This is a genomic window from Rhizobium sp. PP-F2F-G48, assembly GCF_004342335.1.
Taxonomy (GTDB): domain Bacteria; phylum Pseudomonadota; class Alphaproteobacteria; order Rhizobiales; family Rhizobiaceae; genus Ferranicluibacter.
Genome location: NZ_SLVH01000002.1, coordinates 255,215 through 276,933, shown reverse-complemented (window position 1 = coordinate 276,933; position 21,719 = coordinate 255,215). Strand labels below are relative to the sequence as shown.

Genomic DNA, 21,719 nt, shown 5'->3' with positions numbered 1-21,719 from the left:
CGGGCACGGGCTGCGCAGACATGCGGCTTCGATCCGGGTTGAGTGCCCCGCTGCGCCTTGGCTCGAAACGGATGCGAGCCGGGCTCGCAGTCCCTCGGCGATAACGTCCGGGCCGGTGTCCTGCACCGTGATGACGACATGCAGAAAGATGCGGCGACAACGCTGCCTTTCATTCGATAGCGATGACAAAGGACCGGTAGCCAACCGATGATCAGACTGATTGGATACTTCTTCGGCGCCGGCGCCTTCCTCGTCCTCATCGCGGCGGCGGCAGCGGCACTTTATCTCGGCAATCTTAACAAGGACCTGCCGGATTACGAGGTGCTGGCGAGCTATGCGCCTCCCGTGACCACCCGCGTGCACGCCGGCAATGGCGAACTCATGGCGGAATATGCCCGCGAGCGGCGCCTCTATCTGCCGATCCAGGCTATTCCCGACCGCGTCAAGGCGGCCTTCATCTCGGCGGAAGACAAGAACTTCTACCAGCATCCCGGCGTCGATCTTATGGGTCTCGGCCGCGCGATCCTCGTCAACGTCCAGAACATGGGCTCCGGCCGCCGTCCGGTCGGCGCCTCGACCATCACGCAACAGGTCGCCAAGAACTTCCTTCTGTCCGCCGACCAGACGATCGACCGCAAGATCAAGGAAGCCGTTCTGTCCTTCCGTATCGAGCAGGCCTATTCGAAGGATCGGATTCTCGAGCTCTACCTGAACGAGATCTTTTTCGGCCTGAACTCCTATGGCATCGCCGGTGCGGCCCTGACCTATTTCGACAAATCGGTCACCGAGCTGACAATTGCCGAAACGGCCTATCTCGCCGCTCTGCCGAAGGGCCCCTCCAATTATCATCCGTTCCGTCGCGAGGCCGCAGCGCTTGAGCGCCGCAACTGGGTGATCGATCGCATGGTCGAGAACGGTTATGTGACGCGGGCCGATGGCGACGAGGCGAAGACCCAGCCGCTGGGCGTCACCGTGCGCCGCGGTGGCTCGCACCTCTTCGCGTCCGACTACTTCGCCGAGGAAGTCCGCCGCCAGATCATCCAGCGCTATGGCGACAATGCGCTTTACGAAGGCGGCCTTTCCGTCCGAACGTCTCTCGACCCCAAAATCCAGGTCGAAGCCCGCAAGGCTCTGCAGGATGGTCTCGTCAATTATGACGAGCGTCGCGGTTTCCACGGTCCGCTGAAAAGCATCGAGATTGGCGGCGACTGGGGCATTGCGCTTGGCAAGCTCGAAGCGCTTTCCGACGTGCCGGAATGGAAGCTCGCCGTGGTGCTCGCGGTGGACGAGAAGGGCGCTGATATCGGCATCCAGCCGTCCAAGGACGGCGCCGGCAAGGTCGGTCCCGACCGTATCAAGGGCCATATCTCGGCCAAGGACATGCAGTGGGCCTATCGCTCGACCGACGGAAATCGCCGCACGGCGCGCTCGCCGGAAGGCGTGGTCGGCCCGGGCGACGTGATCTATGTCCAGCCGCTGGAAACGGACGGCGACTATCGGTTGCGCCAGCCGCCGAAGGTCCAGGGCGGCCTCGTTGCCATGGACCCGCAGACCGGCCGCGTTCTCGCCATGGTCGGCGGCTTCTCCTACGGCCAGTCGGAGTTCAATCGCGCAACGCAGGCCATGCGCCAGCCGGGTTCGTCCTTCAAGCCCTTCGTCTATGCGGCGGCGCTCGACAATGGCTACACACCGGCCTCCGTCATTCTCGACGCGCCGTTCGAACTCGTGACCGGCGGCCAGGTCTGGCGTCCGGAAAACTACGGCGGCGGTTCGGCCGGCCCATCCACTCTCCGCCTCGGCATCGAAAAGTCGCGCAACCTGATGACGGTGCGGCTGGCCAACGACATGGGCATGAACCTCGTCGCCGAATATGCCGAGCGCTTCGGCATCTACGACAAGATGCTGCCCGTGCTCGCCATGTCGCTCGGTTCGGGAGAGACCACCGTCATGCGCATGGTTTCGGCCTATTCGGTCATCGCCAATGGCGGCAAGCAGATCAAGCCGTCGCTGATCGACCGTATCCAGGACCGTTACGGCAAGACCATCTTCCGCCATGAAGAGCGGACCTGCGAAACCTGCAATGCCGCCGATTGGCAGGAGCAGGACGAGCCGACCCTGACCGATAACCGCGAGCAGGTGCTCGATCCGATGACGGCTTACCAGATCACCTCGATGATGGAAGGCGTCGTGCAGCGGGGCACCGCGGCCGGCAAGATCACGCTCGACCGTCCTGTCGCCGGCAAGACCGGGACGACGAACGACGAGAAGGACGCCTGGTTCGTCGGTTTCACGCCGGATCTCGTCGCCGGCCTCTATCTCGGCTTCGACAATCCCGCGCCGCTCGGGCGTGGCGGCACCGGCGGCAGCCTGGCAGCACCCGTGTTCAACGAATTCATGCAGGCAGCGCTTGCCGGAACCCGTCCGACTAAGTTCATTCCGCCGGAGGGCATGAGCCTCGTGCCCGTTGACCGCAAGACCGGCATGGCCGCGGCCGAAGGCGATCCTGACACGATCATCGAGGCCTTCAAGCCCGGCACCGGCCCGGCCGCGACCTTCTCGGTCATCGGTGGCGCCGACGCCTATGTGCCGCCGGAAGAGATCCTGCGGACCTCGCCCCAGGCGAACCAGGCGGTGACCTCCGGTTCCAACGGCCTGTTCTAGCAAGCCCGATCTGCAAACGCCCGCTGCCTTTACATCGGCGGCGGGCGTCGCTATTTCACGGGCAGGCATTTCCGCACGATCACGACCAAGACATTGAAGAAAAGAGACAATGCGTAACGAAATCGAGAACATCGTCGACGAGATCAAGCAGGCCGTAAGCCTGCTGAGGAGGCATCTTTGACTGGGATCAGGCGGTAAGACGACTGGACTGGTTGAACAACAAGGCGGAAGATCCGAGCTTGTGGAACGACGCCGCGGAAGCCCAGAAGCTGATGCGCGAACGCCAGGGGCTCGACGAAGGCATCAGCAGCGTGCGCGCCTTCGAGCAGCAACTGAAGGACAGCATCGAACTCATTGAACTCGGTGAGGAAGAGGGTGATGCGGACATCATCCGCGACGCCGAGGAGACGCTGAAAGGGCTGCGCACCGAAGCGGCCCGCCGCCAGGTGGAAGCCATGCTCTCCGGCGAAGCCGACAGCAACGATACCTATCTGGAAGTGCATTCGGGCGCCGGCGGAACCGAGAGCCAGGACTGGGCGAATATGCTGCTGCGCATGTACACCCGCTGGGCCGAACGTCAGGGCTACAAGGTCGAGCTCATGGAAATCCATGACGGGGAAGAAGCGGGCATCAAGTCCGCGACGCTTCTCGTCAAGGGCCACAATGCCTATGGCTGGATGAAGACGGAATCGGGCGTGCACCGTCTCGTCCGTATCTCGCCCTATGACAGCAACGCCCGCCGTCACACCTCGTTCTCCTCCGTCTGGGTCTATCCGGTGGTGGACGACTCGATCCAGATCGACATCAATGAGAGCGACTGCCGCATCGACACCTATCGCTCGTCCGGCGCTGGTGGGCAGCACGTCAACACGACCGACTCCGCCGTGCGCATCACCCATATGCCCTCGGGCATCGTGGTTCAGTGCCAGCAGGAGCGTTCGCAGCACAAGAACAAGGCCAAGGCCTGGGACATGCTGCGGGCACGCCTGTACGAGTCCGAGCTGAAAAAGCGCGAGGAAGCGGCCAATGTGGAAGCTGCGTCGAAGACCGAGATCGGCTGGGGTCACCAGATCCGCTCCTACGTTCTCCAGCCCTACCAGCTGGTCAAGGACCTGCGGACCGGCGTCGAAAGCACGGCACCCTCCGACGTGCTCGACGGCGAACTGAACGACTTCATGGAAGCAGCCCTCGCGCACCGCGTGAACGGCGGCGCCGATGCAACGGTCGACGATCTGAACTGAAACTCTGCGGTCGCGTGAAAGCGCGACCGCTTTTGCCGCGCAGGCCCGATGACGAAGGCCTAATTCGATTCGCGCTCGATGCGGATGTCGCCGAACTCGTCGATCAGCACGGTCCAGGTCTCGACATCGGTCGCGGCCGGATCGGTGCGGAGATAGACGGTCGCGAACAATCCGGGCTGCTGCGTGACGCCGTCCGATGTCTCCGGCCGAATGTCGGTCACGAAGGCCTTCATCTTCGAAAACTCGTCCAGTTCCGTCGAAGACACGATCCGCGGGCCCGCGGGATCGAGTGCGATCTGCTGAAGCACGATATGCGCCGTGCCGTCGGCTTGTCGCAAGGCGATCAGCTTGTAGTAGCCCTTCTGCGCGGAACCCGCGGCCTCAGCCGTGACAGGCGCCTTTGCGCCCGGATCGGGGCTGCGCGAGACGTCTCCACTGTCTTCCCAGAAACCGGAACTGGTAACGAATGTCACGTTTGCGGGAAGCACATCCTCGGCCCGCGCCGTGACCGACAAGGCCGTGACCGAAAAGACGGTCGCAGTCCCGGCAAGCAGGACCATCCTCCACGTTCGCATCACCAGACGACCTCGCCCTAAAACTGATTCCGCTCGACTTTGTAAGCCTGCCATAAAAAAGGTCTCGAATCGAATCAGTTGGAAAATTGCTCCGCGAGAATGCGGTCGGACCAGGAGTAATCGGGATCCGATAGGATCCGCGCCGTCATTTCCTCGGATTCGGCAATGCGGACGGACACCACCGACTTGACTTCGATATGGTCGGCCACGGCATTCACCGGCCGCTTGTCCGTCTCCAGAATATCGATCTCGACCGTGACCTTGTTGGGCAGCAAGGCGCCGCGCCAGCGCCGGGGCCGAAAAGGGCTGACGGGGGTCAGCGCAAGCAGCGGTGCCTCGAGCGGCAGGATAGGGCCGTGGGCGGAGAGATTATAGGCGGTCGATCCGGCAGGGGTGGAGAGAAGGATGCCGTCGCAGATCAGCTCTTCCAGACGCACCCGCCCATCGACCGTGATCCGCAGCTTTGCAGCCTGGTAGGATTGCCGAAAGAGATAGACCTCATTAATGGCGAGCGCGCTGAAGGTGCGGCCTTCGCTGTCGCGTGTCTGCATTTCGAGCGGCCGGAACGCATTCTCAACCGCATGTTGGAGCCGTTCCCGCAGGTTCGCCGTGCTGTAGCGGTTCATGAGGAATCCGACCGAGCCGCGGTTCATGCCGTAGACCAGCTTGCCGGTGTTCATCGTCTGGTGAAGCGTCTGAAGCATGAAGCCATCGCCGCCGAGAGCCACGATCACGTCTGCAGCTTCCGGGTCCGCATTGCCATAGATGGCCGTCAGCTCGGCTGCCGCTTTCTGCGCTTCTTCCGCCTGCGATGGTGCAAAGGCGATCGTCTCGAAGGTGCGTAGCATAGGGTGCCTTGCCATTGTCTGGACAAGCCGCCGAGGCGACCGGGGCCGTGGCCGGCCGAGCGCCATCATGCATAAAATCTCGCTGTATGAAAGGGATAGCGAAAAGAAAGCCGCGGCGGAGAGCGCCGGCGCAGGCGCATGATCGTGGTCCGAGGTGGTGTTCAAGAGCGCATATGAAAACACCGCGCGCGTCGGAAAGCACGCGGTGTCCTGTCGAAAGGAGGGACGCGCCAATGACCGCGTTGCCGTATGGACGGTTCCAAATCGGCTAGATCATGATCTCGCCGCCGGTCACCGGCACCACGGCACCGGTCATATAGCTGCCGAGTTCGGAGGCGAGCAGCACATAGGCACCGGCAAGTTCGGCCGGCTGGCCCGCACGCCCGAGCAGTGTCTGCTTGCCGAACTGGGCGGCCTTCTCCGGCGGCATGGTCGAAGGGATGAGCGGCGTCCAGATCGGGCCGGGCGCAACGGCATTGACGCGAATGCCCTTCTCCGCCAGCATCTCTGCGAGACCCGCGGTAAAATTGAGGATCGCGCCCTTGGTCGACGCATAGGCCAGAAGCTGCGGCGAGGGTTGTTTCGCCTGGATCGACGTCGTGTTCACGATGGCGCTGCCGGGCTTCATGTGCGGCACCGCTGCTTTCGCCAGGAAGAACGAGGCATAGATATTGGTGCGGAACGTCGTATCCCACTCGTCGGCCGTGATATCGGCAATATCGGCATAGGTGCGCTGAAATGCGGCATTGTTGACGAGAATGTCGATGCGGCCAAGCTCGCGAACCGTCTGATCGACCAGCGAGATGCAATGGCTTTCCGACTGGATGTCGCCGCGAACCACCACGCATTTGCGTCCGGCCTCGCGAACCCACTTGGCGGTTTCCTCCGCATCCTCGTCTTCATTGAGATAGGAGATGACGACGTCGGCCCCTTCGCGGGCATAGGCAATGGCGACCGCGCGCCCGATGCCCGAATCGCCGCCCGTGATCAGCGCGACCTTGTCTCTCAAAAGATGGTTGCCCTTATAGGTCTTCTCGCCATGATCCGGCAAAGGCTCCATGAGCCGAGTGAGGCCGGGAGGCGCCTGCTGCTGTTCGGGATGGGGTGGGGTCGGTCTTTTGGCATCGGACATGGGTGTCTCCTTCGAAGCGTTCCGACGCTAACGAGGACATCCCCACAACGTTCCCGACGATCCTCCGATCCCCTCTCAACCAGCGCGGGCCGAAGATGCCGGCAGCCGGGCCAGTATCCGCTTCGGGATTGCCGCAGGGCAAGACTGCCGAAGGCGGACGGTCCGGTGAAGCGGCGTTCACCGGACCGTCTTGAGTGTCGGCCGTCAGCGCCCCTGCATCACCCGCACGATCTTCGGGGTCGGCTTGCCGCGCATCATGGCCTGGAGATCCTCGTAACTCAGGCGGCCATCCGTCATGGCGGCGACGATGCGCTGGCACGCGACCCGCTTGGCGTCCCTCTCCGGCACGTCCAGCACCAGTGCGGCACCCTCGACGCCTTTTTTGTTGAACTTGGCAATGCAGTCTGTCGTGACCTTGTCACGCGCCTTCTTGCTGCCTTTCATCGTTTCCACAGCGACGTCGAACTGCGGCTTTGTCGGGGCGCACCCGGACATCACGACCGCAGCCAGCAACACGGCACCCAGTCCACCCAATTTCATCATGCAATGCCCCATGGAGATGTTCACAAAAGCCGCCGCTGCCTCGAGCGCACGGCTGCTGCAACCTACCAGCGACGGGTGAGCCTTCAAGAGGATGTGCGTGAAAATCGACATTCATGCGGGGAAAAGAGGTGGCAGCCGATGGCACCATGCGGCGCGGGCCGCCAGAGTGCGAGACGATGTCGGCAGGCAGGGCGCTGGCATGCCCCGTGCCCCAATGTCTAGTTGGTGCCGATCCGCTCAACGCTCTGACGATCGGCATGACGCTCGTCATGTCGTGGCTCTGCGGTCCGGATCACGATCGCCGTATCCCGGGCGGCAAGCCAGCCCGCACGCTCGCGCCGAATGCCGTCCGCGACCATCTTGGTCGGGTCCGTCTCGCCCCGTGTCATATGCTCGGCAACAATGGCCCAAGCTGTCCGCCAGATATCGTCCGATGCCACTCGTCTCTCCCAATTGCGAATGTCAGCTTAAGCGCCTTGGCTGAAGCGAAGCTTGCGAGTTCAGGCGACGCGCCGCTATTGCGCCGGCGAAGGAATCCGCTGTGCTCGGGCAACGGGGTAGAGGGCGGTGTAGCGCGTTCCCGGAACGGGCAGGGGATGACACTCCACGCCGTAGACGTCGCAGATCGTCGCCGGATCCATGATCGTGTCGGTCGCACCGGATGCGTGGACGCGGCCGTCTTTCAGCAGCAGGACATCGTCGGCGTAGCGGGTGGCGAGATTGAGGTCGTGCAGGACGGCGAGCGTGACGACCGCGTGGTGGCGGGTGTGCTCGGCGACGGCATCGAGGATCTGCAACTGGTTGGCGAGATCGAGCGCGGAGGTCGGTTCGTCGAGAAGAAGCAGGCGTGGCCGGCGCACCAGTGCCAGCGCGAGGCCGATCATCTGTCGCTCGCCGCCCGAGAGCTGGCCGGGGCGACACCGGGCAAAGCGCGACAGCCCCAAGGTCTCGAGCGTCTCTTCGGTACGGCGAAACGCCTCCGGCGGTGCCCGCCAGGAGCGTCGTCCCCCGCTTTGTGCCAAGAGCAGCAGTTCGAACACATCGAGGGCGACATCGAGCTGGGCCAGATCCTGCGCGACATAGCCGACCTGCCGGGCCCGTTCGATCGGACGCAGGGCGAGGAGATCGGCATGATCGAGCCGAACGCCGCCCTTGGCATGCCGCATGCCGCAGAAGCCTTTCAGAAGCGTCGATTTCCCGGCGCCGTTCGGGCCGAGAATGGCCAGTATCCGCCCGGCCTTCGCGTCGAAGGAGACATCCTGCACCACGGGTCGGGTGCCGATGGTGACGCCGTAGTCTTTGACGGAGAAACTCATGCGCCCGTGCTCCGCGACTGGCGCAGCACAAGGAAGATGAAGAAGGGCAGCCCCGTCAGCGAGGTCACCATGCTGAGCGGCAGCACGGCGCCGGGGACGATCACCTTCGTCGCAAGCGAGGCGAGGACTGCGAAGACGCCGCCGACCGCCACCGTGGCGGCGATGGTGAAGCGATGATCCTCGCCGACCAGCAGTCGTGCCACGTGCGGGCCGACCAGTCCGATGAACCCGATGATGCCGACGACGGCCGTGACAGCCCCCGCCAGCAGTGCCGAGATCGTCAGCATGATGATCCGGATCGCTCGGACGCGCACGCCGAAGACGATCGCCTCTTCGCCGAACGAGCGGATGGTGGTCAGGGCCCAGGCATTCAGGAGCACGATCGGAAGGGCGACGGCGCAAAGCCCGGCCGCGATCGACACTTTCAGCCAGGTCGCGCGCTGCAGCGAGCCCATCAGCCAGAAGACGATGCTCTGCAGCTGATCGACGCTCGCCATGTACTGGACGAGCGACAGGAGGGAGGAGAACACGAAGTGGAGCGCGATCCCCAGGAGCGTGATGGCCTGGACGCTGGTGCCGCCGCGCGTCAGCGCAAGGACGAGGCCGGTGGCAAGAAGTCCGAACAGAAAGGCGTTGGCTGCGGTCAGCAGTTCGGGCGGCATCCACGGCATGGCGGATGTCAGCGACACGGAAAAGCCGAGCGACAAAGCGGCGCCGAAACCCGCGGCCGAGGACACGCCGAGCGTGAAGGGCTCGGCCAGCGGATTGTCGAGAATCGTCTGCATGAGAAGGCCGGAGAGCGACAGCGAGACGCCCGTGACCAGCGCCATCAGCGTCATCGGCATGCGCAGCTCCCAGACGACGAACCGGCTGCTCGCATCGGCTGTCGAGGGTGACAGAAGCACGTTCGCAACGTCAGCGGGCGAGAGCGTTCCCGAGCCGATGGCGATGTCGGCAATGAAAGCGCAGGCGAGCACGACGACGAGGGCGGCAATGATCAGCACGCGCCGCATCACCGAGGCGCCGTAATGGGCCTCGGCGCTGTCCGGTCGTCCGGTTTCCGTCAGGGGGAATGCCAAATCGTTCTCTGCCATGTCTCGGCCCGCAAGGGTGTGTCTGCTCTTGGGCCGTCTCCTGTGAAGACGGGCCGGAATGCGGCCCGTCGGCATGTCGTCGTCTGTCGGTCGTCGCCGATCAGTTCGTCGGCGCAGCCTTCGCGCCATAGACCGGCGTCAGGCCCTTGGGAAGCCCGGTGAAGGTCCCGACGATGGTGGCGAGATCGGCATCCGGATCGAGATCGGCAAAACGGTCGGGATAGAAGGCCTTGGCGAGGTATTCGACGGCGTAGATGTTCCAGGCGCTCGCATAGAGCTGGTGGTAGAGGCCGACGACACGATTGTCTTCCACGGCCTTGATGTAGGAGAAGCCCTTGCGCGCCGACAATGTCTTGAGGGACGTCTCGATGGCCGCCCTGTCGGCGTTCAGGCCGAAAGCGGGGGAGACCGATCCTTCGTTGGAGAAGGGCGAGCCGGTCATGAGGAAAACATCCGGCTTTTCGGCGATCAGCGTTTCCGTCGTCACGTCGCCGGTGCGCCCCTTGACGAGCTGCGTCCCCAGATTGATGCCGCCGGCGTCCGCGACGATCTTGCCCCAATAGACGTCGCCATGGGTGAAGCAGCAGGAGTCGAGGCCCTTCTGCCCGGCCTTGGCCTCCACGAAGACCTTGGGCTTTTCAGCGCCCGCAAAGCCGGCCTGTATCTTCGCCAGTCGCTCGGCGTAGAAATCGGTAAAGGCCTTGGCTTCCGTTTCGCGGTTCAGCACTTTGCCCAGAAGATCGACGGTCTTCGGCGCATTGACCGTCGGTTCGAGCTCGGTGTCGATCAGGAGGATCGGGATGCCGAGCTTCGCCAGCCGGTTGAAGAGATCGGCATCGTCGAGCGCCTGCCGCACGCGCGTCTGGAACACGAGGAGGTCCGGCTTGGTCGCGGCGACCTGCTCGAGGTTCACCTGACCCTCGTCGCCGAACTTCATGTCGATCGGCTTTGCCGAGCTTTCCGGCCACTGCTTCTGGAACACGGCCCAGGACGCCGGGTCGGAGCGGGAGAGAATGTTGTTCCACGCCACGACACGCGCAAAGGGGTCCGCGCGATCGAGCAGCGCCAGCGCGAAGAGATCGCGCCCGTCCTGCACCACGATGCGCTTGGGTTCCGCGGGGATCGTGATCTCGCGGCCGGAGAGGTCGGTTACGACGAGGGGATAATCGGTGGCGGCGGCCGTGCCGGCAGCAAGGCCTGTCCAGGCGGATGCGACAAAGGCCGTCGTCAAAACGGCTGATCTGAGGAAGCGCATGGGTTTGAATTCCTTCGAAAACGGTTTCTCATGCCGTCTTCCTCCCGCACGCACCCCCATGCATGCCCCGACCAATCTGGCGTTTCATGGTCGTTCAGGCGTTGCTAAAGGATAAAGATGAGCGCGTCAATCAAGTTTGTTGCGGGCCGTCCTGCTTCGCCGGACCTTCGGATCGGTGGCTTACATCGCCTGCGCGGGTGGAACGAAAAGCCGGCTCGATGGCTTCTATCGGGTATGCGAACGACAGACCCGTCGTTCCAAGCGTGATACCCAACGGAGTTTTCCATGGATCTTCCTCAGAATGCAGTCGTCGCAGTGGCGGATGGAAAGAAGCTTGCTTTGTTCAAAAACGAAGGCCAGCCATCCAGCATCCAACTCAAGGCGATGCCGGCTCCGGATATCGACGACTCGAAAATTTCATCGGGCGGACGCCATTCCAGCAGCGCGGCCAACCCGAGCGACGGGCAACAGGACGAAGACGGCTTTTCCGCCGGCGTGATTGATCTGCTGAACAAGCAGGTTCTGGACGGAAAAATCAAAAACCTGGTGATCATCGCCGCACCCCGCACCCTTGGCGAGCTCCGAAAAGGCTATCACAAGGCTCTGTCGGACGTCATCGTCGGAGAGCTGGATAAAGACCTGACCGGGCACTCGATCCAGGATATCGAAAAAGCCATCACCGCCGCCTGAGGGGGTGGGGAAGACACGGTTAAAAAGCAGAAGCTCCGTCAGCCGTGATTGGCCGATGGGGCTTTTCGATTGTCTGGGCACTATTCTGCCTGGCTCAGAGACGATCGTCTACGTCGCGCCGTCGTGCAAATCGCTCTCGCCGCAATTGCGACGTTCGCCCTGAAGTGTTGGTGGCGTATCGCCGGTTCTGAGCGGCAGGAACGTGAGTGACACGGCGGACCTCCGTGATATTGTGATGATCTGAAGCGATCATCGTCTGGGAGTTTCCATGCCGACAGATTCTGTGAAGGGGCCTGCGTCGTATTTTCCTTCGATCGAAGCCAAATATGGAAGACCGATCGCGGAGTGGAAAAGCCTCATCCGCGCTCAAAGCGAGAAGAAGCACATGGAACTGGTCGCTTGGCTCAAGCTTGAGCACGGCCTCGGACATGGTCACGCCAATGCGCTGGTGGCCGATACGCTCAAAGAGTAGCTGTATCAAGCGCGTCCCCGCTTCGAGCCAAGAGCAGATGCCGACACCCTCGCCATTGTCTGAGGCTCCGGCACAAGGCCGGACGATCTCAGTGGATTGAGCGACCATCGTGTGTCGCCCGCTCCGCCACCGGCGTGACACGGTACGTGACGGTGCCCTTCGCATCGAGGGTGAATTGCGGTTGATCCGCATCGATCACGATGATTTCGACCCACGCCTCGAAGGTGGCGACGTGCAGGTGACCGCTGACGTCAAGCAGCAGGCGCAGATCCGATGCCTCCATGACCGATGTCGCGAGATACCGACCCCGGTGGAAAACGTCGATGCGGTAATTCAGGCTGGTGGGGCTTGTTGGCCGATGTGGTTCAAGTTCTTGCACGTCGATACATGTCCTATTTTTCAGGACGCTATCTTAAGGCGCGCTTATATGTCGATACGGCCAAAAGCCTGAGTGTGCAGGCGTAGCGTACCTAATCGGTGGTGTTTTCGCGCAGTGTGGCAGGCAGAGAAGGCGTATCCTGCTGCCGCTTCTGCCGTTTCGACGTCCGGGCCAGCGCGCCGCGACGAATTTCGCGCCCTTGGAATCAGGAAAAGCCTCGACCTGTTTGGAACAGATCGGGGCGCTCTTGATCGAAATATCACCTGCAGATCGGGCAGCTGAAAATAGTATCCTTACAAAACAGCGCTGCATTAGCACCGATTCATAGATCCTGCGCGTGAAACAAGCGTGACGCCCTTTGCCCGCAATCACCGGATGGCGGCGGCTTGATCTTAAAACCTACTCTTCTGAAGAACCGCGTTCTCTACGTCTTTTTGCGATCTTGCCAACAACGCGCTCCAGATATGTATGACTGTTTGCGTGCGGAGAAATCTAAAAAGATATTGGTCACGGTGAAGTTGCTGTCGCTGGAAGGGTCAGGACAGTAACTTGGGAGGTTTTGATGATATTCATTTTCCGGAGTTCGATGGCTTTCGTCATGTGCGTGCTGTGGTTTCATTCCGCCAATGCAGAGTTCCGTGTGACAGAGAGCCAGCAGGTGCTTTTGAAGCTTCGAGCGCGCTTGACCCTTGAAGATCTCGCCATCATGGAAAGAGGGATCGTCCCGGCACTGGGCGCGTGCAACCGGAACGGCGCGCTCTTTGTCAGTGGCCGAAATTACCTTCTCGAAGGCGCCCCGAGCTACGGCCTCGTCTGGAGGGTGCAACGACTTCAGGGTGATAAGGTGACTGTTTCGGTTTCCCGGGGCTCTGACAGCACGACGTCGCTTCGCACGTCTCTGGCGCAGGCGATGCTATCCGCGATCGTCAGCAGGTGCGATCAGGATCATTTTTCAAGCGCCCCACTCTACGAGATCGAAACCATCAACGGTGAAGCGACCTCTGCCGCACTTTTGGTTGCCACCCCGTAATGATCTGCTGTGAACTGCACCCCCTTGCCCTGACCGGTGAGGGGGCTTTTTCGTTTCTGGCGTCGGCCTGTCCGGCGAACGAGGCTCGACGGCCGGACCGAAGACAGAAACCCTGTTCTAGATCACGGCCAGCAACAGGGCGATCGCCAATCCGAAGAGCATGAGGCACTCCACCACGACGAGCAGCACCCGGCGCATTTTGAAGTAGCGCCTCCCTGCCAAGGGCGAGAGAGTATGATCGAACGTCTCATGACTTCTCGGGGACAGGCTTCGATAGGCAGCTTTGCCTCCCCATTCGTCGATGGCGAAAACGTGTGAATGCTGGATGGATGGCTTTTTGGAAGACATGGCGTCCTCCTCAATTTGGGGCCAAGGCGTTTAGCCCTTAAGCGGCAGCGCCCGCGAAATCTGCTGCAGAAGATTTACCCTGCGCTGAAGGCAAGCCGTTTGCAATGGCGTCGCACGCCAATGGTGATCTTCGCTGTCTCGCGCTGCCGGCACCACGGCCGCTGTGGCCTCCGCCTTCATCCGTCGAATGTCGGCTATCGTCACCTTTTGGCCGTCGAACCCCTTTGGGGACGGACCGATCTTGACGCGTCCGAAATCGGTGTGGGTCAGAACCAGAAAGCCAATCGCATGGCAAGATCCTATCGGGGTTATCACCCGGAGGCTTTTGAGGATCAGTGTCTTACCCTGACGAGGCGACCTAAGTGCCTGAAATTGTGGTGCCCCCACCAGGACTCGAACCCGGGACCCCCTGATTACAAATCAGGTGCTCTACCAACTGAGCTATAAGGGCAGCAGCGGAGGAATTAGCATATTCCTCCGGCGTGTAAAGCAAGAAATGCTGGCGGTCGCGCGCGGCTAGCGTTTGAGATGGGCGCGCGCCGCGTAGAGGGCGATGGCGGCGGCGTTGGAGACGTTGAGGGATTTGATGGCGCCGGGCATGTCGAGACGGGCGAGCGCCGAGACGGTGTCGCGGGTCTTCTGGCGCAGGCCCTTGCCCTCTGCGCCGAGCACCAGTGCGACGCGATCGCCGACGAAGGTTTTTTCCAGCGGTGCCGGGCCTTCCGAATCAAGGCCAATCGACTGGAAGCCGAGGCCGTGGAGTTCTTCGAGCGCCTCCGCGAGATTGGTGATCTGGATATAGGGGATCAGTTCCATCGCACCGGACGCCGATTTCGCCATGACGCCCGACTCGGTCGGGCTGTGCCGCATCGTCGTGATCACGGCGCCGGCATCGAAGGCGACGGCCGAGCGCAGAATGGCGCCGACATTGTGCGGATCGGTGACCTGGTCGAGAACGAGAATCAACGGGCTGTCCTTCAGCGCCGAAAGCCGCCGTACGGGCAGCGGCTTGGTTTCCAGCATGACGCCCTGGTGGATCGCATCGGGACCGAGGATCTTGTCGAGCATCTGCGGCGAGACGATCTCGACCGGAAAGGGCAGGGACTCGGTATCCTTGATGTCGAGGCGCACGAGCGCGTTCAGCGTTGCAGAAAGGCTGACGATCTTGCGTTCCGGATTGCCCAGCGCCGCCTTGACCGTGTGGATCCCGTAAAGCTGGACCTGATCGGGGGCGAGTGGCGGTGCTTGCCATTCCCCCTTTGCGCCGGCGGCCGCAGCTTTCTGGCGGCGGCGATCTTCGGCGGGCGTCGGGATTTCCCCGCGCTCGCGCTTCTGATCGCGATGCGCCCGGCGCAGCGTTGCATAATGGGTGTCTTTGGCGCTCTTGTCGCCGGAAGGATCTTTGCTCATGCCGGCTTTATATCGGGCAAGGGCTGGCAGGGAAACCATTTTCCCGCAGGCATCGCACCCGAGTGCCGAGGTGTGGGCACCCGCGCCTGTGGACGATTTCCAACTTTTGAAAAAACTGCGGACGTCGTGTTGACAGGAGGAAACGGGGCGGTCATATACCCGGCGCAGATCAAGGGGCGGCACAAACAGCCGCTTCCGAAGATCGGACTGGTCGCTTGATCCCGACGGAATACTGGAGGGATGCCCGAGTGGTTAAAGGGGACGGACTGTAAATCCGTTGGCTCAGCCTACGTTGGTTCAAATCCAACTCCCTCCACCATTCTGTCGCACGGATCAAGACCCCCGCGGGTATAGCTCAATGGTAGAGCAGCAGCCTTCCAAGCTGAATACGCGGGTTCGATTCCCGCTACCCGCTCCAGCTTTTAATATCTCACATGTCTTATAGGACGATGATCTCTCTGCGGGAGCGCGCATAATGCCGTCCTGATCGTCGGTCGTGCTCTTCGACCCGATGAGCCGCTCTTCAGGGGAAGGCGCAGGCGTGACCGAGCGAGCCGGCGGCGGCATTGCATTCCCTTTTCGATGCCCCCATTTACAGCGCTGAAAGCCCGCATCCCGCGGGCGAGACGATGGCCTTTCCCTCCCGCGCAAATAGGCCTTGCGCAATTCTTTCGAAACCCTTAAACGCCTCCCCAAACCGGCCGGCGGCATACTGGCCTGCCGGGCCGTATCTCATTGATCACAGGAAAACAGACCCATGGCAAAGAGCAAGTTTGAACGCAACAAGCCGCACGTGAACATCGGAACGATCGGTCACGTCGACCATGGCAAGACGTCGCTGACGGCAGCGATCACGAAGTACTTCGGCGAATACAAGGCCTACGACCAGATCGACGCCGCTCCGGAAGAAAAGGCCCGCGGCATCACCATCTCGACGGCCCACGTCGAATACGAGACGCCGGCCCGCCACTACGCCCACGTCGACTGCCCCGGCCACGCCGACTACGTCAAGAACATGATCACCGGTGCTGCCCAGATGGACGGCGCGATCCTGGTCTGCTCGGCTGCCGACGGCCCGATGCCCCAGACCCGCGAGCACATTCTGCTCGCCCGTCAGGTCGGCGTTCCCGCGATCGTCGTGTTCCTCAACAAGGTCGACCAGGTCGATGACGCCGAGCTTCTCGAGCTCGTCGAGCTGGAAGTTCGCGAACTTCTTTCGTCCTACGACTTCCCCGGCGATGACATTCCGATCGTCAAGGGTTCGGCTCTGGCCGCTCTCGAAGATTCGGACAAGAAGATCGGCGAAGACGCGATCCGCGAGCTGATGGCCGCTGTCGATGCCTATATCCCGACGCCCGAGCGTCCGATCAACATGCCGTTCCTGATGCCGATCGAAGACGTGTTCTCGATCTCGGGTCGCGGTACGGTCGTGACCGGTCGCGTCGAGCGCGGCATCGTCAAGGTCGGTGAAGAAGTCGAGATCGTCGGCATCCGCGCGACGTCGAAGACCACGGTCACCGGCGTTGAAATGTTCCGCAAGCTGCTCGATCAGGGCCAGGCCGGCGACAACATCGGCGCACTCGTTCGCGGCGTCACCCGTGACGGCGTCGAGCGTGGCCAGATCCTGTGCAAGCCGGGTTCGGTCAAGCCGCACAAGAAGTTCATGGCCGAAGCCTACATCCTGACGAAGGAAGAAGGCGGCCGTCATACGCCGTTCTTCACGAACTACCGTCCGCAGTTCTACTTCCGCACGACGGACGTGACCGGGATCGTCACGCTTCCGGAAGGCACGGAAATGGTCATGCCGGGCGACAACGTCACCGTTGCCGTCGAGCTGATCGTTCCGATCGCGATGGAAGAAAAGCTGCGCTTCGCAATCCGCGAAGGCGGCCGGACCGTCGGCGCCGGCATCGTGGCTTCGATCGTCGAGTAATCAGGGATCCGTCGACGGCATGGCGCTCGAGCGCCGTGCCGTGGTTCCCATGACATCATGAGAGCGCCGCCTTCGGGTGGCGCTTTTGTCGTTTCAGGGGTGCAGGACGGTGGATGCGGATGCTCGGGCCGATGCCGAACATCGGAACGGCTTGTCCTTTGCCGCCAATGCGGTAGATCCGCCTTGCCATTCTGGAGGATCTCACGTGAAGAAACGCATTCTGTTTACCGGCGGCGCCGGCAAGGCCGGCCGCCATGTCGTGCCGTATCTGGTGGAGGCCGGCTACGAGGTGCACAATCTCGACCTCGTGCCGTTGGAACATCCCGGCGTGACCAATCTCATCGTCGATATCACCGATAGCGGACAGGTCTTTAATGCCTTGTCCATGCATGCCGACATGCCGGATCTCGATCGCGCGCCGATCGGCAAGGGCAGGGGCATACGGCCTTATGATGCCGTGGTGCATTTCGCGGCCATTCCCCGCATCCTGATCAAGCCGGACAACGAAACCTTCCGCATCAACACCATCGGCACGTACAACGTCATCGAGGCCGCCGCCAAATTCGGCGTTCGCAAGATCCTCGTCGCCTCCAGCGAGACCACCTATGGCATCTGCTTTGCCGAGGGGCACCGCGACGTCGCCCGCTTCCCGCTGGAGGAAGACGCCGATGTGAGCCCGATGGACAGCTACGGTCTGTCGAAGGTGCTGAACGAGAAGACGGCGAGGGCCTTTGCCGAGCGGTTCGGGATCGATGTCTACGCCATCCGCATCGGCAACGTCATCGAGCCGCATGAATATGCCATGTTCCCGACCTGGTTTGCCGATCCGACCATCCGCAAACGCATCGCCTGGAGCTACATCGACGCCCGCGACCTCGGGCAGATATGCAAGCTCGGCATCGAGAAGGACGGCCTCGGCTTCCAGATCTTCAACGCCGCCAACGATACCACCTCTGCCAATACGCCGACCGCCGATCTGCTCCGCGATCACTTTCCCAACGTGCCGGTGTCCCGCGAACTCGGGACATATGAGAGCCTGCTGTCGAATCGCAAGATCCGCGACGTCCTCGGGTTCCGCGAGGAGCACGACTGGCGGAAATATGTGACGCTCCCGGCATAACACCGCCGTTCCGACCTGTTCGCGGCGCGTGTCAGGGCGCGCCGCGTCAATCCTGAGAATGACCCGCAAGTTTTTGGGGGTTCCGTTCCGATCATGCCGGGATTATCGTAAGGCAGGTTTGACGGACGCTGGTGCCGGACAACCTTCGCCTCCGCGACGGTCGGATGAGCGGCATGAGCGTTGCCTGTGCGGTCCGCGTTCCAGGCAACGGATTTTCGGCAGGGCCTTTGCGTCGATGAATTCGACCGCTTGCCCGGAACGGTGGAACCCTTCGATGAACACGATGTCCAGGACGGCGCTCGCCGCCGTCTGTTTCGCATTTGCGGGCCTCGGCCTCTCTCCGCTGGCGCAGGCGGCGGACCGCCTGATCTGGCAACCGACGAAGCTGGGCGAAAACGGCCTGCATTTGCGCATGGGCGTCAAGCTGCCGGTCGCGGGCGAGGCGAGTGCAGGCGCGGATGTGGCGGTCGCAGCCACGCGGTCCGGCCGCGTCGAGGACACGCCGGTCGACATCTGGGCGCGGGTCACCACCCGCAACGGGACGCGCACCGCCGTCGCCACCAGCCGGTCCATCGACGGGGTGTTCGATCCACGCGGCGGCACCGGCCATCTGGATGTCAGCATGAACCGAAAGCGGATCCTCAACGCAAGCCTCGATCTGGAGCGCAGCCGCGGTGTCAATCTTGTCTGCTCCGAGCATCTCAAACGGTGCGACAATATCGTCTTTCGTCAGTCGGCCCGGCTGACGGCGGTTGCGACCGGAACCGCCGTGGTGGCGGAAGGCCGTTACGCCCCGGCCAAGCTCGACGTCTCCAACATCGTCCGCGTCGAACAGCAGATCACGCGGAAGATGACTGTCACGGCAGCGCTCGCAGCGCCTTTCAAGAATGACAGGCAGGCGAGCATCGGCTTCTCCTACGCTTTCACCTGGTAGAACGCGACACGGAGCATGAGGGTGGAGATGAACGGGGAAGAGGGTGAGGCGTCGGGCGAAAAGATGAAAAGGGCCCTTGCCAATCCGGCGCGCGCGTCTTAAAGGAGCGCACGGTCGACACGACGACGATACGCTCCCCGGAGCTGTTCCGTTGTGCCGTGTAGGGGTATAGCTCAGTTGGTAGAGCGGCGGTCTCCAAAACCGCAGGTCGTCGGTTCAAGCCCGGCTGCCCCTGCCATTTCCTTCGACAGGTGTCTCCGGTCCATCGCGATGCAAGCCGTTATATGAGGGACTTTGGCAGCCTCGAAGCGTGCGAAAACATGACTCGGCACGGCGTGGAACCGAAGGCATAATTCGTTTAAAAGATCGGAAAGTCCTTGTGATTTTCAGAATCGGTCTTTATGTAGGGTCCAACAGACACGCGGCGCGTGGGGCTGAGCATTCAGCTTTACGGGCCGTCAAGGCGTGAGCATTCAATGGCAGCGAAGACTAATCCCGTTACGTTTCTGAAGCAGGTCCGCTCCGAGACGGCAAAAGTGACTTGGCCCTCGCGCCGGGAAACCGTGATCTCCACGCTGATGGTGTTCATCATGGTCATCATTTCTGCAGCGTTCTTCTTTGCGGCGGATCAGTTGATGGGCTGGCTCATTGGCCTCGTCCTCAATGTCGGCATCTAATCGAGTGGGAATGAACATGGCTCCGCGTTGGTATATCGTTCACGCCTATTCGAACTTCGAAAAGAAGGTCGCCGAGTCGATCGAAGAGAAGGCCAAGCAGAAGGGCTTGAGCCATCTGTTCGAAAAGATCCTGGTTCCGACCGAAAAAGTCGTCGAAGTCCGTCGCGGCCGCAAGGTCGATGCCGAGCGCAAGTTTTTTCCGGGTTACGTGATGGTTCGCGCCAACCTGACGGATGAGGCCTATCACCTCATCAAGAACACGCCGAAGGTCACCGGGTTCCTCGGTTCCGACAACAAGCCTGTTCCGATCCCCGACCACGAAGCCGAGCGCATTCTCGGTCAGGTCCAGGATGGCGTGGATCGCCCGAAGCCTTCGATCTCGTTCGAGGTCGGCGAGCAGGTCCGGGTCTCCGATGGTCCCTTCGCCTCGTTCAACGGCATCGTTCAGGATGTCGACGAGGAGCGCGCCCGCCTCAAGGTCGAGGTCTCGATCTTCGGTCGCGCGACGCCGGTCGATCTCGAATTCGCTCAGGTCGAGAAGGTCTGAGTTGACGTCATGACGGCCTGCCTTCAAGGCGGGCTTTCAGGCGGCGTTTCGCCGCCACCCGCGTGGAAGGGGAAGGGCTCTTAGCCGGACCCGGTAACCGCACCACGCAACCGCAGCCGCCGCATCGCAACAAGATACGGCATCCGTGATCGGGAAACCGATCGAACGTCCGGTTCACGATGCGCCCTTCAGGTTCATCCGGGGATCGGACAGAGAAAAGGCAGAGAGTAATGGCTAAGAAAGTTATGGGCCACCTCAAGCTGCAGGTAAAGGCAGGGTCGGCCAATCCGTCCCCGCCGATCGGTCCTGCACTTGGTCAGCGCGGCATCAACATCATGGAATTCTGCAAGGCGTTCAACGCTGCCACGCAGGAAATGGAAAAGGGCATGCCGATTCCGGTCGTCATCACCTACTTCCAGGACAAGTCCTTCACCTTCGCGATGAAGAAGCCGCCGGTCAGCTACTTCCTCAAGAAGGAAGCAAAGATCACCTCGGGCTCCAAGACCCCGGGCAAGGGCGGCGTTGCCGGCACCCTCACCAAGGCTCAGATCAAGTCGATCGCCGAAGCCAAGATGAAGGACCTCAATGCAGCCGATATCGAAGGCGCGATGACCATGATCGAGGGCTCCGCCCGCGCCATGGGTCTGGAAGTGGTGGCGTAAGATGGTAAAGCTTGCAAAGCGCGTACAGAAGACCCGCGAAGGCGTCGATCCTACGAAGATCTACAGCCTTTCGGACGCCATCGGCATGGTCAAGGAACGGGCGATCGCCAAGTTCGACGAGACCATCGAAGTCGCCATGAACCTCGGCGTTGACCCGCGTCACGCAGACCAGATGGTCCGCGGCGTCGTCAACCTGCCGAACGGCACCGGCCGCGACGTTCGCGTCGCCGTCTTCGCACGTGGCGCAAAGGCTGACGAAGCCCGCGCTGCCGGTGCGGACGTGGTCGGCGCCGAAGATCTCGTCGAGATCGTCCAGGGCGGCAAGATCGACTTCGATCGCTGCATCGCGACCCCGGACATGATGCCGCTCGTCGGCCGTCTCGGCAAGGTTCTCGGCCCCCGCGGCATGATGCCGAACCCGAAGGTCGGCACCGTGACCATGGACGTCACCGGCGCCGTCAAGGCTTCCAAGGGTGGTGCCGTCGAGTTCCGCGTCGAGAAGGCTGGTATCATCCATGCCGGCATCGGCAAGGCCTCGTTCGCACCGGGCGCTCTGGAAGAAAACATCCGTGCATTTGCGGATGCCGTCGTGAAGGCGAAGCCGGCAGGTGCCAAGGGCAACTACGTCAAGCGCATCGCGATTTCCTCGACCATGGGTCCGGGCGTCAAGATCGATCTGTCGACGCTCAGCGTCGCCTGATCCTATCGGTGGGGCGCAGGTCCTGCCGGTCACCAATTCCGGTCCTTCGGGACCGGATATCCAGGCTTCGGCCTGGAACTCCTGTCCGAGATTGCAGGTGGTTATCCCTTAATCACTGATGCCTGCATGAGACGGGTGAGACCCGAATTTGT

23 protein-coding genes and 4 tRNA genes are annotated in these 21,719 nt (G+C 61.9%); 15 read left to right on the top strand and 12 right to left on the bottom strand.

Annotated features, from left to right (window positions below; all coding sequences use genetic code 11):
* The first annotated feature begins 207 nt into the window (after positions 1 to 207).
* On the top strand, positions 208 to 2,661 hold the full coding sequence (locus C8J36_RS05950; RefSeq protein WP_062596598.1) for a penicillin-binding protein 1A: 2,454 nt from the start codon (positions 208 to 210) through the stop codon (positions 2,659 to 2,661).
* Positions 2,662 to 2,770: 109 nt separating this feature from the next.
* Positions 2,771 to 3,902, top strand: a protein-coding gene (prfB, locus tag C8J36_RS05945) for a peptide chain release factor 2 (RefSeq protein WP_132533393.1) whose coding sequence is annotated in 2 segments (ribosomal slippage) — positions 2,771 to 2,839 and positions 2,841 to 3,902 — 1,131 coding nt in all. Because the reading frame shifts where the segments join, the coding sequence is not laid out codon by codon here.
* Positions 3,903 to 3,961: 59 nt separating this feature from the next.
* Here the strand turns inward: prfB and C8J36_RS05940 are convergent.
* The 8 genes from C8J36_RS05940 to C8J36_RS05905 form a co-directional block, all read right to left on the bottom strand.
* Positions 3,962 to 4,462, bottom strand: a complete 501-nt coding sequence (locus tag C8J36_RS05940) for a hypothetical protein (RefSeq protein ID WP_132533391.1) — start codon at positions 4,460 to 4,462, stop codon at positions 3,962 to 3,964.
* A gap of 89 nt (positions 4,463 to 4,551) precedes the next feature.
* Positions 4,552 to 5,325: an NAD kinase gene (locus C8J36_RS05935; RefSeq protein ID WP_062596595.1), complete on the bottom strand. Its 774-nt coding sequence runs from the start codon at positions 5,323 to 5,325 to the stop codon at positions 4,552 to 4,554.
* Between the two features lie 268 nt (positions 5,326 to 5,593).
* Complete coding sequence (locus C8J36_RS05930; RefSeq protein WP_165914966.1) at positions 5,594 to 6,457, bottom strand: SDR family oxidoreductase; 864 nt, start codon at positions 6,455 to 6,457, stop codon at positions 5,594 to 5,596.
* Between the two features lie 204 nt (positions 6,458 to 6,661).
* Positions 6,662 to 7,111, bottom strand: coding sequence for a hypothetical protein (locus tag C8J36_RS05925; RefSeq protein ID WP_132533389.1), 450 nt, complete (start codon positions 7,109 to 7,111; stop codon positions 6,662 to 6,664).
* Between the two features lie 107 nt (positions 7,112 to 7,218).
* Complete coding sequence (locus C8J36_RS05920) at positions 7,219 to 7,440, bottom strand: hypothetical protein (RefSeq protein ID WP_062596593.1); 222 nt, start codon at positions 7,438 to 7,440, stop codon at positions 7,219 to 7,221.
* A 75-nt stretch (positions 7,441 to 7,515) separates the two neighbouring features.
* Positions 7,516 to 8,316 (bottom strand): ABC transporter ATP-binding protein, encoded by an 801-nt coding sequence (locus C8J36_RS05915; RefSeq protein WP_132533387.1) that lies wholly within the window; start codon positions 8,314 to 8,316, stop codon positions 7,516 to 7,518.
* Positions 8,313 to 9,395 carry an iron ABC transporter permease gene (locus C8J36_RS05910; protein WP_207897454.1) on the bottom strand — a complete coding sequence of 361 codons (1,083 nt, stop codon included), beginning with the start codon at positions 9,393 to 9,395 and terminating at the stop codon, positions 8,313 to 8,315. The genes C8J36_RS05915 and C8J36_RS05910 overlap by 4 nt, the downstream gene beginning before the upstream one ends.
* 115 nt (positions 9,396 to 9,510) lie before the next feature.
* Positions 9,511 to 10,665 carry an ABC transporter substrate-binding protein gene (locus C8J36_RS05905; RefSeq protein ID WP_132533383.1) on the bottom strand — a complete coding sequence of 385 codons (1,155 nt, stop codon included), beginning with the start codon at positions 10,663 to 10,665 and terminating at the stop codon, positions 9,511 to 9,513.
* 285 nt (positions 10,666 to 10,950) lie between these two features.
* On the opposite strand from C8J36_RS05905, the gene C8J36_RS05900 reads away from it, so the two are divergent.
* Together C8J36_RS05900 and C8J36_RS05895 are read left to right on the top strand one after the other, a co-directional pair.
* The gene (locus C8J36_RS05900) at positions 10,951 to 11,355 is read left to right on the top strand and encodes a host attachment protein (RefSeq protein WP_062596589.1); all 405 of its coding nucleotides are present in this window, start codon (positions 10,951 to 10,953) and stop codon (positions 11,353 to 11,355) included.
* A gap of 268 nt (positions 11,356 to 11,623) precedes the next feature.
* Complete coding sequence (locus C8J36_RS05895) at positions 11,624 to 11,827, top strand: DUF4287 domain-containing protein (protein ID WP_132533381.1); 204 nt, start codon at positions 11,624 to 11,626, stop codon at positions 11,825 to 11,827.
* Positions 11,828 to 11,915: 88 nt separating this feature from the next.
* On the opposite strand, the gene C8J36_RS05890 is transcribed toward C8J36_RS05895, so the two are convergent.
* A complete protein-coding gene (locus tag C8J36_RS05890; RefSeq protein ID WP_132533379.1) occupies positions 11,916 to 12,206 on the bottom strand; it encodes a hypothetical protein in 291 nt (96 codons plus the stop codon).
* A gap of 562 nt (positions 12,207 to 12,768) precedes the next feature.
* Between C8J36_RS05890 and C8J36_RS05885 the strand changes: the two genes are divergently transcribed.
* A complete protein-coding gene (locus C8J36_RS05885; RefSeq protein WP_132533377.1) occupies positions 12,769 to 13,236 on the top strand; it encodes a hypothetical protein in 468 nt (155 codons plus the stop codon).
* 117 nt (positions 13,237 to 13,353) lie between these two features.
* On the opposite strand, the gene C8J36_RS05880 is transcribed toward C8J36_RS05885, so the two are convergent.
* The 3 genes from C8J36_RS05880 to C8J36_RS05870 all read right to left on the bottom strand — a co-directional run bounded on the left by C8J36_RS05880 (position 13,354) and on the right by C8J36_RS05870 (position 14,994).
* On the bottom strand, positions 13,354 to 13,584 hold the full coding sequence (locus tag C8J36_RS05880) for a hypothetical protein (protein WP_132533375.1): 231 nt from the start codon (positions 13,582 to 13,584) through the stop codon (positions 13,354 to 13,356).
* Between the two features lie 375 nt (positions 13,585 to 13,959).
* A tRNA-Thr gene (locus tag C8J36_RS05875) sits at positions 13,960 to 14,035 on the bottom strand.
* 65 nt (positions 14,036 to 14,100) lie between these two features.
* On the bottom strand, positions 14,101 to 14,994 hold the full coding sequence (locus tag C8J36_RS05870) for an RNA methyltransferase (RefSeq protein WP_132533373.1): 894 nt from the start codon (positions 14,992 to 14,994) through the stop codon (positions 14,101 to 14,103).
* A gap of 234 nt (positions 14,995 to 15,228) precedes the next feature.
* On the opposite strand from C8J36_RS05870, the gene C8J36_RS05865 reads away from it, so the two are divergent.
* From C8J36_RS05865 to rplA, 10 genes are all read left to right on the top strand, one after another.
* Positions 15,229 to 15,313 (top strand) — tRNA-Tyr (locus C8J36_RS05865).
* A 25-nt stretch (positions 15,314 to 15,338) separates the two neighbouring features.
* Positions 15,339 to 15,412 (top strand) — tRNA-Gly (locus tag C8J36_RS05860).
* A 339-nt stretch (positions 15,413 to 15,751) separates the two neighbouring features.
* Positions 15,752 to 16,927 (top strand): elongation factor Tu, encoded by a 1,176-nt coding sequence (tuf, locus tag C8J36_RS05855; protein ID WP_092933380.1) that lies wholly within the window; start codon positions 15,752 to 15,754, stop codon positions 16,925 to 16,927.
* 205 nt (positions 16,928 to 17,132) lie between these two features.
* Positions 17,133 to 18,047 carry an NAD(P)-dependent oxidoreductase gene (locus tag C8J36_RS05850; RefSeq protein ID WP_132533371.1) on the top strand — a complete coding sequence of 305 codons (915 nt, stop codon included), beginning with the start codon at positions 17,133 to 17,135 and terminating at the stop codon, positions 18,045 to 18,047.
* 274 nt (positions 18,048 to 18,321) lie between these two features.
* Positions 18,322 to 18,981, top strand: coding sequence for a hypothetical protein (locus C8J36_RS05845; RefSeq protein WP_132533369.1), 660 nt, complete (start codon positions 18,322 to 18,324; stop codon positions 18,979 to 18,981).
* 162 nt (positions 18,982 to 19,143) lie between these two features.
* Positions 19,144 to 19,219 (top strand) — tRNA-Trp (locus C8J36_RS05840).
* A 238-nt stretch (positions 19,220 to 19,457) separates the two neighbouring features.
* Positions 19,458 to 19,658: a preprotein translocase subunit SecE gene (gene secE / locus C8J36_RS05835; protein WP_062594489.1), complete on the top strand. Its 201-nt coding sequence runs from the start codon at positions 19,458 to 19,460 to the stop codon at positions 19,656 to 19,658.
* Positions 19,659 to 19,674: 16 nt separating this feature from the next.
* Positions 19,675 to 20,205, top strand: a complete 531-nt coding sequence (gene nusG / locus C8J36_RS05830) for a transcription termination/antitermination protein NusG (protein WP_062594498.1) — start codon at positions 19,675 to 19,677, stop codon at positions 20,203 to 20,205.
* A 230-nt stretch (positions 20,206 to 20,435) separates the two neighbouring features.
* Positions 20,436 to 20,867, top strand: coding sequence for a 50S ribosomal protein L11 (rplK, locus tag C8J36_RS05825; protein WP_132533367.1), 432 nt, complete (start codon positions 20,436 to 20,438; stop codon positions 20,865 to 20,867).
* Between the two features lies 1 nt (position 20,868).
* Positions 20,869 to 21,567 carry a 50S ribosomal protein L1 gene (gene rplA / locus C8J36_RS05820; protein ID WP_062594491.1) on the top strand — a complete coding sequence of 233 codons (699 nt, stop codon included), beginning with the start codon at positions 20,869 to 20,871 and terminating at the stop codon, positions 21,565 to 21,567.
* Positions 21,568 to 21,719: the final 152 nt, after the last annotated feature.